Source organism: Streptococcus australis (genome assembly GCF_040226615.1).
Lineage (GTDB): Bacteria > Bacillota > Bacilli > Lactobacillales > Streptococcaceae > Streptococcus > Streptococcus australis_E.
The window spans coordinates 25,430-39,689 of the sequence record NZ_JBCOAT010000004.1 but is presented as its reverse complement, the minus strand read 5'-3'; the positions used below and the strand labels follow the sequence as shown (position 1 = coordinate 39,689).

Here is a 14,260-nt window from a genome sequence, read left to right as displayed (position 1 = left end):
CTAACGAATGACCGATTTCTGTCCCACTCTCTTATCTTCATTTGCTTATAAACTAGACCACACACTTTCAAGGATATTGGTTTGGTCACGATCTGGTCCGACTGAGAAGGTTGAAATGCGCACACCAACTAATTCACCGATCCGGCGAACATAATTGCGGGCATTTTCTGGAAGCTCATCCAAGTGACGGACACCGGTGATGTCTTCTGACCAACCTGGTAATTCTTCATAGATTGGTTTGCAACGTTTGAGTTGCTCCAAGCTTGCTGGGTAGTGGTCAATGCGTTCTCCATCCAAGTCGTAAGCCACACAGATCTTCACTGTATCCAAACCTGACAGAACGTCGATGGAGTTCAAGCTGAGGTTGGTAATTCCTGACACACGACGGCTATGGCGCATGACAACTGAGTCAAACCAACCGACACGACGTGGACGACCGGTTGTTGTCCCATACTCATGGCCGACTTCACGGATCCGATCACCCACTTCATCAAAGAGCTCCGTAGGGAATGGGCCATCTCCAACACGGCTGGTATAGGCTTTACATACACCGACAACCTTATCGATCTTACTTGGGCCGACACCTGATCCGATGGTCACCCCACCTGCAACAGGGTTTGAGGAAGTTACAAATGGATAGGTTCCTTGGTCGATATCCAACATAACCCCTTGGGCTCCTTCAAAGAGCACGCGCTTGCCGTTATCCAAAGCATCGTTCAAGATAACAGAAGTATCGGTTACATATTGTTTGATTTGTTGACCATATTCATAGTATTCTTCGAAGATATCGTCAAATGACAAAGCCTCTGCATCATAGAGTTTGGTAAATTGACGGTTCTTTTCTTCCAAATTGATGCGAAGGCGTTCCGCAAAGACGTCACGGTCCAAAAGATCCGCAATCCGAATTCCTACACGTGCAGCCTTGTCCATATAGGCTGGTCCAATCCCTTTGATGGTCGTTCCGATTTTGTTGTCCCCTTTAGACTCTTCTTGGAGACGGTCCAATTCGATGTGGTAAGGAAGGATGACATGGGCACGGTCAGAAATGCGAAGGCTGTCTGTTGATACCCCTTCTTCATGGAGATAAGCCAACTCTTTGACCAATGATTTCGGGTTGACCACCACCCCATTTCCAATCACAGAGATCTTTTCAGGGAAGAAGATACCAGAAGGAATCAAGTGCAACTTGAACTTTTTGCCGTCAATCACGATGGTGTGACCGGCATTGTCCCCACCTTGGTAGCGAGCAATGACTTCTGCATTGGCTGATAGGAAGTCTGTAATCTTCCCTTTTCCTTCATCTCCCCACTGGGTTCCTACAACAACTACTGATGTCATATCTTTGTCTGAGCTATATAGCTCGTCCTTTCTTGAAAAGCAGGCAGGAATCTCACCTGCGATTATGTTTTATACCTCATTATATGAAAAATTTGACAATTTTTCAAGGAGGGTTCATCATTTCATTTGTTTTTTCTCTTATGTAGACGAATTACATTTTTACAAAATATGTATTTTCTGAATTTTAGTACTTAATTTAAAATAAAAGTTCGGAATTTTTGTAAAATCGTAGCGGAAATTTGCTTTCTTTTTCCGTTTGTAATAGACTAAAATAACTACCATAGGACGGTGAAACGATGACGATTAATCAATTACTGCAGAAACTGGATACATCAAGCCCTATTCTCCAAGCGACCTTTGGTCTGGAGAGGGAAAATCTGCGAGTGACAACTGATGGACACTTAGCTCAAACTGCTCATCCGAGTCAGCTTGGTTCCCGCAATTTCCACCCGACCATCCAAACAGACTTCAGCGAACAACAACTGGAACTAATTACACCTATTGCTCACTCTACTAAGGAAGCGCGGCGCTTACTGGGAGCTATCAGCGATGTGGCAGGCCGCTCAATTGACCAGAGTGAATGCCTGTGGCCTCTGTCCATGCCACCGCAGCTGACTGAAGAAGATATTATCATCGCCCGTCTGGAAAACGAATACGAACGCCACTACCGAGAGGGTTTAGCGAAAAAATATGGCAAAAAACTACAGGCCATCTCTGGTATCCACTACAACATGGAGCTAGGGAAAGATCTGGTCGCTGCTCTCTTTCAAGTCAGCTCCTATCATTTACTCAAGGACTTTAAAAATGACCTCTATCTCAAACTGGCTCGAAACTTTCTGCGTTTCCGATGGCTCTTAACCTATCTCTACGGTGCTGCTCCTCTGGCAGAAGCCGGCTTCTACAGTCAGGAATACCCGCAGCCTATCCGCTCTTTTCGCAACAGCAACTATGGCTATGTCAATGACGAGAATATTCAGGTGTCCTACACTTCTTTGGAGCAATATGTAACCGATATTGACAACTACGTTCAGTCTGGCGAGCTCAGTGCTGAAAAAGAATTTTACTCAGCCGTTCGCTTCCGTGGACAGAAGCACAATCGCGCCTATCTGGAGCAGGGTATCACCTATCTGGAATTCCGCTGCTTCGATCTCAATCCTTTTGACCATTTGGGCATTAGCCAAGAGACCTTAGATACTGTCCATCTCTTTTTACTGGGCCTGCTCTGGCTAGATGATGTAGAAAATGTTGATGCAGTATTAAAAGATGCTCATGATTTGAACCAGAAAATTGCTTGTAGCCACCCGCTGACTGCCCTGCCAGATGAGGCAGACAGCTCAGCCATTCTCCAAGCCATGGAAGGGCTCATCCAGCATTTTGAACTGCCAACTTACTATCAAACTTTGCTTGACCAGATGAGAGAGGCTCTCTTACATCCTCAGCTGACACTGTCAGGACAGCTCCTGCCCCATATCCAGCAAGATTCCTTAACAGCTTTTGGTCTAGAAAAAGCAGAAGAATACCACCGCTATGCCTGGACTGCTCCTTATGCCCTCAAAGGCTACGAAAATATGGAACTGTCCACCCAGATGCTACTCTTTGATGCTATTCAAAAGGGGCTAAATGTCGAAATTTTAGATGAAAAGGACCAATTTCTCAAGCTTTGGCATGGTAGTCATGTAGAATATGTCAAGAACGGCAATATGACCTCCAAGGATAACTATGTCATCCCTTTGGCCATGGCCAATAAAACAGTCACCAAAAAGATTTTGGCAGCAGCTGACTTTCCCGTTCCGGCTGGAGCAGAATTTTCTTCTCTAGAAGAGGGACTGGCCTACTACCCTTTGATTAAGAACCGAGAAATTGTTGTCAAACCCAAGTCAACTAACTTCGGACTGGGCATCTCTATCTTCCAAGAGCCAGCTAGCCTGGAAGCTTATCACAAGGCTCTGGAGATTGCTTTTTCAGAAGATGTCGCCGTCTTAGTGGAGGAATTTATCGCTGGAACGGAGTACCGCTTCTTTGTCTTAGACGGACAATGCCAAGCAGTCCTCTTGCGAGTGGCGGCCAATGTCGTCGGAGACGGTCAGCATACCGTGAGAGAATTGATTGCCATCAAAAATGACAATCCTCTGCGGGGCCGAGATCATCGTTCACCGCTTGAAATCATTGAACTGGGGGACATTGAACTGCTCATGCTGGACCAGCAAGGCTATGGACCAGATGATATCCTGCCTGCTGGAGTCAAGGTTGACTTGCGGCGCAATTCCAACATTTCTACTGGCGGAGACTCGATTGATGTCACAGACAGCATGCACCCATCTTATAAGGAACTCGCTGCGGACATGGCAAAGGCTATGGGAGCCTGGGCCTGTGGCGTTGATCTCATCATCCCTGACAGCTCTGCTATTTCCACAAAGGAAAATCCCAACTGTACCTGCATCGAGCTCAACTTCAATCCTTCTATGTATATGCACACCTATTGTGCTGAGGGGCCGGGACAAAGCATTACTCCGAAAATACTAGCTAAACTTTTCCCAGAAATGGACCTATAAAGTAAGAAAACGCAGAAGATGTCTCTGCGTTTTTGTTTTGTAACCGAGGTAGAGTTTTAGATGATAACCTAAAAAGATTAAGCATGGTCCTCCTACAAGTTTAAAATAGCAAGTCATTTGCTGTAAAATCATCCTCTAACAAGCAAATTTCAAACCTCTCCTGCATATAGCAGAGGAAATCTTCCCTTTTTCATAAAAAGAATCATAGGTCGCGAATACAAGGCTAGTATCATCTGAACAATTTCCAGCCAGTTACTGTTGGCTTCCATAGCCCACCATCTCAACCGCTTTAAAACTGCCTCGGGTTAAAAATTCATACGGAACCCCTAATGCATCAGCTACCGCCAAACCATAGACTGCCGTTTTCAAAGATTGGTTCATGCTAGCCTCCTTTGTTTTATTATACTATTTTTGGTCTTAAAATTCTTCCTAACCCCAAAAAACAAGCGCAGGCCTGCGCCTGTTTTTCTATTTTGTGTTAAAATAAAAGGTATGGACAAAATTATCAAAACTATCTCAGAAAGTGGCTCTTTCCGTGCCTTTGTACTAGACAGTACAGAGACCGTGCGAGCAGCCCAAGAATACCATCAGACACAAGCAAGTTCAACAGTGGCCCTTGGGCGCACCCTGATCGCTAGTCAAATTCTCGCAGCCAATGAAAAGGGAAACACCAAGATAACAGTGAAAATCCTGGGCACTAGCTCACTTGGTGCTATCATCACTGTGGCAGATACTCAAGGAAACGTCAAAGGCTACGTGCAAAATCCTGGTGTGGATATCAAGAAAACAGCGACCGGTGAAGTCGTGGTCGGACCATTTGTCGGAAACGGGGAATTCCTAGTGATTACCGACTACGGCACAGGCAATCCTTATCATTCCATGACACCTCTCGTCACTGGAGAAATCGGTGAAGACCTAGCTTATTACTTGACTGAAAGCCAACAAACTCCATCTGCAGTGGGGCTCAATGTCCTTCTTGATGAAGAAGACAAGGTCAAGGTTGCCGGTGGTTTCTTGGTGCAGGTCTTGCCAAATGCCAAGGAAGAAGAAATTGCCCGCTTTGAAAAACGGATCCAAGAAATGCCGGCCATTTCTACCCTTTTAGCCTCTGACGACCATATTGAAGCCCTTCTTACTGCCATCTATGGCGAAGATCACTACAAACGTCTCTCTGAAGAAGAGATCCGCTTCCAATGTGACTGTAGCAAGGAACGCTTCATGGATGCCTTGGCTAGCTTGCCAGCCAAAGACCTTCAAGAAATGAAGGACGAGGACCAGGGAGCAGAAATTGTTTGCCAATTCTGTCAGACGGCTTATCACTTTGATAAAAACGACTTGGAGGAACTCATTCGTGACAAATCTTAATACACCTTTTATGATTGGGAATGTCGAGATCCCAAACCGGACGGTCCTTGCACCTATGGCCGGTGTGACCAACTCAGCCTTCCGCACGATTGCTAAAGAACTCGGGGCAGGGCTTGTAGTCATGGAAATGGTCTCTGATAAAGGAATCCAATACAATAACGAAAAGACCCTGCATATGCTCCATATTGATGAAGGTGAAAATCCTGTATCGATTCAGCTCTTTGGTAGCGATGAGGACAGCCTGGCACGCGCAGCTGAATTTATCCAAGAAAATACCAAGACCGATATCGTCGATATCAACATGGGCTGCCCAGTTAATAAAATCGTCAAGAACGAGGCGGGTGCCATGTGGCTCAAGGACCCAGACAAGATCTACTCTATCATTAACAAGGTTCAATCCGTCCTTGATATCCCCCTCACTGTTAAAATGCGGACAGGTTGGTCTGACCCTTCTCTAGCAGTTGAGAATGCCCTTGCTGCAGAAGCTGCAGGTGTCTCCGCCCTTGCCATGCACGGACGGACCCGGGAGCAAATGTATACGGGTCATGCGGATCTTGAGACCCTTCACAAGGTTGCACAAGCACTGACCAAGATTCCATTTATCGCCAACGGAGATATCCGGACGGTGCAAGACGCCAAACAACGGATCGAAGAAGTCGGTGCCGATGCGGTCATGATCGGCCGTGCTGCTATGGGGAATCCTTACCTCTTCAATCAAATCAATCACTACTTTGAAACAGGAGAAATCCTGCCTGATTTGACCTTTGAAGACAAGATGAAGATTGCTTATGAGCACTTGAAGCGCTTGATCAATCTCAAGGGTGAGCACATTGCCGTTCGCGAATTCCGCGGCTTAGCTCCTCACTACCTCCGAGGAACCTCAGGCGCAGCCAAACTCCGCGGAGCCATCTCGCAAGCTAGCACTCTGGCTGAGATTGAAGAACTTCTTCAATTAGAAAAAGCTTAATGACAAAAAAACAGCATCGAAATATTGATGCTGTTTAAAATATGTACTAACTATTTTTAACATAAAATAGCTAGCTGGTTTTTCAAAAAAACTGACATATTTTTTTAGTCAGTTATGTAAATCTAAAACTTTCCGCTGTGAGAAAAGTGCCTGAAACACAAATGTTTCAGGCACTCGGAATTATTGAGAGTAAAACAGTTTGGGGAACTGTTTTAGCCTGAGCCCAGAAATTAAAGAGCGAAGGGCTCAATAATTAGTCATGGAACTTCGAAGAAGTTCGCTGACGTCCGTACTCACTTAAGGAAAGTTTTTAGAAGAACTTATCTTCATTTGACAGCATCAACTTTTTGATGCTGTTTTTGTATCTTATTGATCCGCTTGAGATTCGCTTTCTTTCCAGCGATAGGTCTTGCGTGGTTTTTTCTTAGGTACCCGCTTAACCCCCACTTCTTCAACGTAAGAGCCATAGGTCACAAGGAAATTATTGGTCAAAATTTCTTTATCTGGATGGATCAGATTCACCAACTCGGTTGCTTCGTATACGGTGAAAGGCTCTTCTAGGAGATGGAGGAAGGTTGGGTTCCAGGCCAAGCGCCCTTGGATCCGCTTGATGGATTCTTGGACAATCTCATAGTGGTCAAAGGCAAAATCTTCAGCCGTCAAGACACGGCCGTCTAGGGAACATTCCCCATGTTTGAAGTCCACATCGAGAAAGAGAACTTCTTTGGCATCATCTCCAGCTCGGACCATATCTACTGCTTCAGCTGGCAAATAAACCAAGTGAGCAATGGTAATGACCCAACCCCGAGGGTCCCGACCAGGAGTAGAAACTGTCATTAGTTGCTCGACCTTTTGAGGGGTCAATTCTAGTCCAACTTCTTCCTGGACTTCACGGATACAAGCCTGGATAGCATCTTCGTGCTTTTGCAAGAATCCTCCAACCAAGGCGACCCGATGCTGACAAGGATGCGTTTTGCGGCGAATCACCAAGAGCTTCAAACGCCCCTCCACAAAGCAGTAGGCCACCATATCGGCAGTTACGCTTGGATTTTCATAGGTAGGATGATCCTGCTCCTTATACCAACGGAGGAATTCTTCCTCGCTGACGACCGTCTCGTAGTATTCCTTTTCGTTCATCCCTTCCGGAATGCTGATTGTTGCCATCTAAGCAACCTCCTTTTTCACTGCTTTACTCCACTGATACCAACCGACAAGACTGTTAAGGGTATAGACCCAGTACATGCCTTGAATATGGATGCTCTTTCCCCACCAGAGATAGATACTGAAGAGGTTGGTCGCAATCCAAAAAATCCATTGTTCGCGATAGAGACCGGTCATGAGAAGCTGTCCGACACCATTGGTCGCATCTGTTATACTATCACGGAAAGGGCGAGCACTGTGGATGCTTTTATAGGCGTAGCCCATCCCGATCCAAATCAGAGCTGTTAGAACCAAATACTTGATCCATTCCATTAAGGTTAATTTCTTGGACTCAAAGTGAGATTCTTCTGCATCCCCCTGGTCATTGATCCGATTTGACAACCAAACATAGAGACCAATTGGTTGCATCACGAAGAAGTACAGGGTCGTCAAAACTTCTCCATAGAAGTTTTTGTTCAGGGCTAGGACGAGGTAAATCGCTGAGTTTACTGCTCCAAAGAGATAGTTACTAGCCCGACCTTCTGCTACTAGTATAACACAAACGATTCCTGTCCAGGAGGCAAAGAGCCCTAACCAATCGTGACTTGCTTCCTGATTGGTAAACTCTAGGACAAAGGGCACGCTAGATAAAGCAAGCAAATAAAGCCATTGTGTCAGAGTGCGACCTGCAAATAGGTCTTTCCAAAGGAGTTTCATAATCCCTACGAAGCCACGTTTGCCAGCTTCTCGATGGACATTTTTTAAATGCTCCCCAAATGTTTGAATTTTTTCTTGTAGTCGTTTCATGCTGCATCTCCTTTAATCAGCTTGATAAATCGTATCGATGACACGCTTTGCTTCTTCGTAATTCCCCAAGTAGTCCTGCCCGAGATAGGCTGTAGGAATATCTGCGAGATATTGGTGGCGGAGGTGATCCAGGTGATTTGAAAAACTGTTGCGAATTTCGTCATCTGCCATGGTCATATCACGGAAGCCATCATTGACATAGGATCCAATGGGTTGGACAAATAAGATCAGATCCCATTTTTCCTTAGCGAGGATACTAACGAATAAGTTATCAAAGGTATCCGTCATACTGGTCTCTTGGCCTTCTACTTCCATATAGTAGTCGTAATAGCCCTTGGTCACCAGCGAATTCGTATCCGCAATGACCAGGCCTCGATTGGCACTACTGTCGATTAATTTTGAGGTTTGATCGTATTGTCCAAGTAGGAGATAATAATAGTCCTTGGGGGTCAGCTCATCATCCCGTACATTGTTTCTGATCTGGTACTCCCGGGCATATTCTAAGCTCACTGGCGCATCATAGAAGCGGGCCAAATCTTTTGCCAAGGTCGTCTTCCCGTTACTAGCACTCCCCATAATGAGGACCTTTTTCGTAAACTGACGACGGAAGGGTTGCGCAATGTATTTCCAATACTTGCTGGGATTTTCCCGGATGAGGGTCCCTGAGATCCCAAACTGACGCTCCTGTAGGTGCGCTTGAAAGCCTCTCGCTTCAAGCTCCTCTTGGTAAGCTTTCTCTCCAACGAAGAAGATAAGCTCCTCTCTCTCAGCATCATATTGAATGGTTTCTAAGGCTGTTTTCAACCAAGGCTCCCATCCTAAGGGATAGCGAGGAAGTTCTGTCTCGTCTAATTTATAAATTTGGGTGAGTTCATCATTTGAAAAACCTTCTCGAATATAGCGAAAACGTTTCTGCAAAGGAAGGCCAACTTCTTCTCCTCGGTCACCTTTGTAACCAGAGACAATCACACAAACGCGGTCGCATTGGCGTTTTGCCCGTTGAATTAAATCAATATGACCTTGATGAAGGGGGGCAAACGTTCCAAATACTACTGCCACTTTTTCTTTCATCTAACTGGCTCCTTTATCATAATGTCAAAACATGTTTTGCTTATGATTTTATTATAAACTATAATTTCAATCTGTCAATACTTTTTTATAAAAAAATATATTTTTATAAAACAAAAATTAAAAAAGATTCAACTCTGTATGTTATTATACAGAATTGAATCTCTGATTTCAATCATTTTTTTAATTTTCTCAGTGGCGAGCCATTATTCCCGAACCAAGGCATGCGCATGGCCATTTTCTGTCACTTGAACACTTGCCACTTGACCATCTTGACCGACAACTATATCCAGGCTAGCTGCAGATCCATCTTGGGTGGAAATCAAGCCAGCATGGTAATGACCTTGATCCAAGTTGTATTCATAGCTTCCAATTGTATAGCCCACTGCATCGCCACCAGGAGTTTGAATGGTTACTTGTCCACCTTGTCCGATGCTTACGCCTGTATCTCGACCGTCGGTCCAACTACCTGCTGCTCCTGAATAATCCCCTGAGGCATAACTCAAGACACCTTTATAGCGTGGGTTCTCTGTCTTAGAGGCTTGTTCTTTGGCAGTCGTGCGACCTTCTTCCAAGCTAGGACGTTTTTGTTTTTCTGGTGCTGAGTTCACTGCTGGTTTTGTTTCTTTGGAAGGAGTTGGAACCAGGCCTTGACTGGCTTCTGGAACTCTTGGTGTCACTGGAGTTGATGGATTTTCTTGGCTCGCTTGTGTTTCGCTCGAAGCCATGGCAGGTGATTGTGCAACTTCTGTGCTTTGTGTGGTTTTGCTTGCGGTCTTTTTCTCTTCTTTTTTACTAGTAGAGCTTTGTTTCACTTGCGCAATTTTACTAGTTGAAGATGGACTGGTTTCCTTTTTCTTTTCTGATCCACATCCGCTTAAGAGAAGAGCAGCTGTTAGAGCAAGGGTAAATAGACTAAAGAAGGTTCCTTTCATTTTCATGGCAATACCTCTCTTTTGTAACATTTGTTACATTTTGTAATATAATTGTAACATTCATCTATAGGGAAGTCAAGAGGATTTGCAAGTCTTATAAAAAATAGAAACTAGTTTCAAAAAAAGAGTGAACAAATGGAGCCCTACTCCAAGCATTCACTCTTTTTCTTATTGATAAACTTCTTGATAAAATTCGATAGTATCTCCATCTTGGACAGTTGTTTCTGCTGCCCCTTTTGGTGCCATCTCTCCATTGATCTTGTACATCCAATAGAGTCCCTTGCTTTCGTCCTGGGCTACGCCATCGATCGAGGTGATGAGGCCACTCTTCTCCTCAATCTTGTAGTTAGCTTTCAAGACTTCCATCAGGTTTGCTTTTTCTGCAACCTTCAAGGTCTTGCTTTGAGCTTCTTGCCCTTCAGGGGCGATACTGACCGTAATGGTAATTTGTTTTTCTTTGGCTACTTGTGAGCTATCAGCTGAGTTTTTCGTGGTCGATGGTGTGCTTTGTCCGCAGCTGACCAATACAAGAGCTGCTAGGACAGCAAAGAAGCTATAAAGTGTTTTTTTCATGATACAATCTCCTAAATATGACATACAGTAGAGGGTAAAAACAGGCGGTGGAAAGGGCGTGGGCTAGGTTAAAGCTAAAGCCATTCACCAGGGCATAGGTCCACCAGGGCATGTGATAGAGGACAGCATAAAGACTGTCAATCAGCACCCCGTAGAGAAAGGATAAGATACCGACCACTAGGGTTTGGACTTCCAAAGACAAGTGGCGGTAAAGTCCCCGCCAAAGAGTCAAGAGGAGGCCAAAGGCCAATATCTGAGCGAGCACCACTGGGCTCATCCCCAAGAGAAAAGCCGAGGTAAACATGGTGACCGCCATCACCAAACAGGCGAATTGCCAGTCTTCAAATAGCACCAGTAAAAAGAAAATGGCACTAATCGGTTGGACATTGGGCAAGAAGGCAAAGGCTTGTCTCAGCACCACACAGAGGGCTGCTAAGAGGGTGATTCGGGTCAAGCGTTTTAGAGGCACTGCATATCCTCCTAGTCAATCGTGAAGTTAAGCTGACCAGACTTGACACCTACCTTGAGGGTTTGACCTTCTGAAACTTCTCCTCTCAAGAGGATTTCTGCCAAGTAGTCTTCCACCTGGGTCTGGATGGTCCGACGCAAAGGACGCGCTCCCATCTCTGGATCATATCCATGAGTTGCCAGCCATTTAAGAGCAGACGCTTGGAATTTCAGAGTAATGCCTTTCTCTGCTAGGGATTGAACCAACGGTTTCACCATAATCTTAACAATCTCATGCATTTGGTCACTAGTCAAGCTATGGAAGACAACCTTTTCATCAATCCGGTTGATAAACTCTGGTCGATAGGTCTTCTTCAACTCTTCAAAGATGCGTTTCTCCATATTGGCTTGGTCAAAGCGAATATCCTTAGCTCCAAAGCCAACCGTCTTATCATCTCGTAAAGCGGTAGCACCCAAGTTTGACGTCATGATAATAATCGTATTGGAGAAATCTACCTTGCGTCCCTTGCTGTCGGTCAAGACACCGTCATCCAAGACTTGCAAGAGAACGTTAAAGATATCTGGATGGGCTTTTTCCACCTCATCAAACAAGAGGACAGAATAAGGTTTGTTGCGGACTTTTTCCGTCAACTCGCCCCCTTCTTCGTAGCCCACATAGCCTGGAGGGGCTCCGTTGAGACGACTAGCCGCGAATTTTTCCATGTACTCACTCATGTCAAAGCGGATCAAGGCGGACTCGTCATCAAAGAGAACTTCTGCAAGGGCCTTGGCTAGCTCAGTTTTCCCGACTCCTGTAGGACCGAGGAAGAGGAAGGAACCGATTGGTCGCTTGTGAGACCGGATTCCAGACTGATTGCGGCGAATTGCTCGGCTGATGCTTGAGACGGCCTGATCCTGACCGATCACGCGCTTATGAAGTTCCGCTTCTAATTCCATGTATTTCTTAGCAGCTGTTTGCGTTAGTTTCTCCACAGGAATGCCAGAAAGCTGACTGAGAGTCTTCAGGATATCCTCTTCTTTGACTTCCAACTGGTAGCCTTTTGGACTGGCCTCTTCTTTTAGTAACTGAGCAACTTTCTTCCACTGTCCCTTGAGCAAGGCCTGGTCGGCAGCTGTCAAATCAGACTGAAGACCCGCTTGAGGTCCCTTGTTTTGCACGGTCGCTGCCGCCTCATCCAAAAGATCAATGGCTGAGTCTGGCAAGAGGCGACTGGTCAAATACCGATTGGCATAGACAACAGCTGTCTCAATGGCTGCATCCGTGATATGGACGCGGTGGTGACGTTCATAGTTGCCCTTGAGCCCTTGTAAAATCGCGATGCTATCTGCAACAGAGGGTTGCTCAATCAAGACCTTAGCAAAGCGGCGTGACAAAGCGGCATCTTTTTCAATGTGTTTCTGGTATTCTTCTTGCGTAGTCGCTCCTACGGTCCGTAGTGTTCCGCGAGCCAAGGCAGGCTTCAAGATATTGGCTGCATCCAAGGTGGAGTCAATCCCAGAACCAGAGCCCATAATGGTATGGAGCTCATCGATGAAGAGAATGACATGGCCATCTTCTTCAATATCATTGATGATGTTGTTCATCCGCTCTTCAAAATCTCCACGGAACCGCGTCCCTGCGACAACATTCATCAAGTCCAACTCTAAGACACGCATCTTAGCCAGCTCCGTTGGAACATCGCCGCTGGCAATCCGTTGGGCCAAGCCCAAAGCCAGAGCAGTCTTTCCGACACCCGCATCTCCAACGAGGACCGGATTGTTTTTTGTTTTGCGACTCAAAATCTGAATCATCCGCGAGATTTCTTGCCCCCGGCCAATCACCGGTTCCAAACTGCCATTGCGAGCCATTTCTGTCAGATCTCGGGTGTAGTCTTCCAAACCACCACTGGTAGAGGCAGGCATGCCCATCATATTTCCCATGGTTTGACGGTTTGGTTGCTGAGACCGATAGAGCGAACGGATAGCCTTGACAGCTTCCTTGTCCCAACCTGCTCGCTGTTCCAAACTCTTACGAAGTTCGACGATTTTTATGCCATCTTCCTGATCATCATAGCGGAAGCCGACATACTCCAATACTTGAGAAGCTAGGGTTCCCCGCTCTAGTAAAAGCGCCAAGAGGACATGCTCTGTTCCCAGACTTTTAGCATGGACTGCCTGGGCAATCTCTTGGGAACGGTTCATGATTTCTTCTACACGGAAAGAAAAAGGAAATACCTCATAGCGGCCATCCCGTTGGTAGACTTGACCCGTAATGTGCTCTGCTGCATCTTGAAAATCATCAATCTGCATGGGATAGTCACTTAAGACGGAACCAGCTACACTATAGGGGTTATTTGCTAGAGCCACTAGGATATGCCAGGTATCTAGTGTTTGGGAATCAAAATGACCCGCCAAGATTTGAGCGGCTTCAATCGTTTCTAATAGGGCTTTTGAATAGTTCATAAGGAGATTACATTCCCTTTCTATCGACTTGTTGGATAATTTTTCGTAGGATATTGGCTCGTAAGCGATGGGCTTCACTTCCCAGAACCTCGTCTGTTGTCGTCACTGACAAGAGCTCTGCTTCTCTATTTGTAAGGAGTTTTTCTTCAAATAGCATCTGGAGGATATCGCAAAAGACAGTCTGACTGATTTGTTCTCCGATACTTGCGCCAAGCTCTTTTAGCATCTGGTGTTGGTCTGAAAATTGAATCTTGCCAATCCGGATATATCCCCCACCTCCACGCTTGCTCTCTACGATGTAGCCTCGACTTTCGGTGAAGCGGGTCTTGATCACATAATTGATTTGACTAGGAACAACTTGGAAAACATCCGCTAATTCGCTTCTCTTGAGCTCTGCGATTCCTGCTTGGGCCAGTAGCGACTTGATATAGGCCTCAATGCTATCTGATGTATTTTTACTTGCCATGATGCTCCTTTCTGACGTCTTCATTCTAGATGAGCTCTCTGCTCTTCAGAGGGTAAAAAATGGTCTCATCATCCACGATGTCATTATTGACCTTATCTGACTATTATACAATTTTTACGCCTGTAAATAAAGCAAAGAC

13 protein-coding genes are annotated in these 14,260 nt (G+C 45.5%); 3 read left to right on the top strand and 10 right to left on the bottom strand.

The annotated features are described in order from the left end of the window. Positions 1-45: 45 nt before the first annotated feature. Positions 46-1,338 (bottom strand): adenylosuccinate synthase, encoded by a 1,293-nt coding sequence (locus tag ABT997_RS05030; protein ID WP_350018895.1) that lies wholly within the window; start codon positions 1,336-1,338, stop codon positions 46-48. 296 nt (positions 1,339-1,634) lie between these two features. Here ABT997_RS05030 and gshAB point away from each other — a divergent pair, with 296 nt between their 5' ends. Next, entirely contained in the window at positions 1,635-3,890 is a 2,256-nt protein-coding gene (gene gshAB, locus ABT997_RS05025; protein ID WP_003002066.1) for a bifunctional glutamate--cysteine ligase GshA/glutathione synthetase GshB, read from the top strand. Between the two features lie 252 nt (positions 3,891-4,142). On the opposite strand, the gene ABT997_RS09820 is transcribed toward gshAB, so the two are convergent. Next, on the bottom strand, positions 4,143-4,271 hold the full coding sequence (locus ABT997_RS09820; protein ID WP_006595453.1) for a hypothetical protein: 129 nt from the start codon (positions 4,269-4,271) through the stop codon (positions 4,143-4,145). A 111-nt stretch (positions 4,272-4,382) separates the two neighbouring features. On the opposite strand from ABT997_RS09820, the gene hslO reads away from it, so the two are divergent. Both hslO and dusB read left to right on the top strand, forming a co-directional pair. Further along, positions 4,383-5,255, top strand: coding sequence for an Hsp33 family molecular chaperone HslO (gene hslO, locus ABT997_RS05015; RefSeq protein WP_006597306.1), 873 nt, complete (start codon positions 4,383-4,385; stop codon positions 5,253-5,255). Continuing rightward, positions 5,242-6,222: a tRNA dihydrouridine synthase DusB gene (gene dusB, locus ABT997_RS05010; protein ID WP_006595451.1), complete on the top strand. Its 981-nt coding sequence runs from the start codon at positions 5,242-5,244 to the stop codon at positions 6,220-6,222. The genes hslO and dusB overlap by 14 nt, the downstream gene beginning before the upstream one ends. 366 nt (positions 6,223-6,588) lie before the next feature. Here dusB and ABT997_RS05005 read toward each other — a convergent pair whose 3' ends face one another. The 8 genes from ABT997_RS05005 to ABT997_RS04970 form a co-directional block, all read right to left on the bottom strand. After that, positions 6,589-7,386: an NUDIX domain-containing protein gene (locus ABT997_RS05005; RefSeq protein ID WP_195324221.1), complete on the bottom strand. Its 798-nt coding sequence runs from the start codon at positions 7,384-7,386 to the stop codon at positions 6,589-6,591. After that, positions 7,387-8,169: a nicotinamide riboside transporter PnuC gene (pnuC, locus tag ABT997_RS05000; RefSeq protein ID WP_195324222.1), complete on the bottom strand. Its 783-nt coding sequence runs from the start codon at positions 8,167-8,169 to the stop codon at positions 7,387-7,389. It abuts the gene before it with no gap. A gap of 12 nt (positions 8,170-8,181) precedes the next feature. After that, entirely contained in the window at positions 8,182-9,240 is a 1,059-nt protein-coding gene (locus ABT997_RS04995; protein WP_023027352.1) for an AAA family ATPase, read from the bottom strand. Positions 9,241-9,443: 203 nt separating this feature from the next. Then, the gene (locus tag ABT997_RS04990; RefSeq protein ID WP_023024639.1) at positions 9,444-10,178 is read right to left on the bottom strand and encodes a hypothetical protein; all 735 of its coding nucleotides are present in this window, start codon (positions 10,176-10,178) and stop codon (positions 9,444-9,446) included. A 162-nt stretch (positions 10,179-10,340) separates the two neighbouring features. After that, positions 10,341-10,745: a DUF4430 domain-containing protein gene (locus tag ABT997_RS04985; protein WP_350018894.1), complete on the bottom strand. Its 405-nt coding sequence runs from the start codon at positions 10,743-10,745 to the stop codon at positions 10,341-10,343. Then, a complete protein-coding gene (locus ABT997_RS04980; RefSeq protein ID WP_350018893.1) occupies positions 10,726-11,214 on the bottom strand; it encodes an ECF transporter S component in 489 nt (162 codons plus the stop codon). The genes ABT997_RS04985 and ABT997_RS04980 overlap by 20 nt, the downstream gene beginning before the upstream one ends. 11 nt (positions 11,215-11,225) lie before the next feature. After that, positions 11,226-13,655 (bottom strand): ATP-dependent Clp protease ATP-binding subunit, encoded by a 2,430-nt coding sequence (locus tag ABT997_RS04975; protein ID WP_350018892.1) that lies wholly within the window; start codon positions 13,653-13,655, stop codon positions 11,226-11,228. Positions 13,656-13,662: 7 nt separating this feature from the next. Then, a complete protein-coding gene (locus ABT997_RS04970; RefSeq protein WP_006597009.1) occupies positions 13,663-14,121 on the bottom strand; it encodes a CtsR family transcriptional regulator in 459 nt (152 codons plus the stop codon). Between the last annotated feature and the right edge of the window lie 139 nt (positions 14,122-14,260).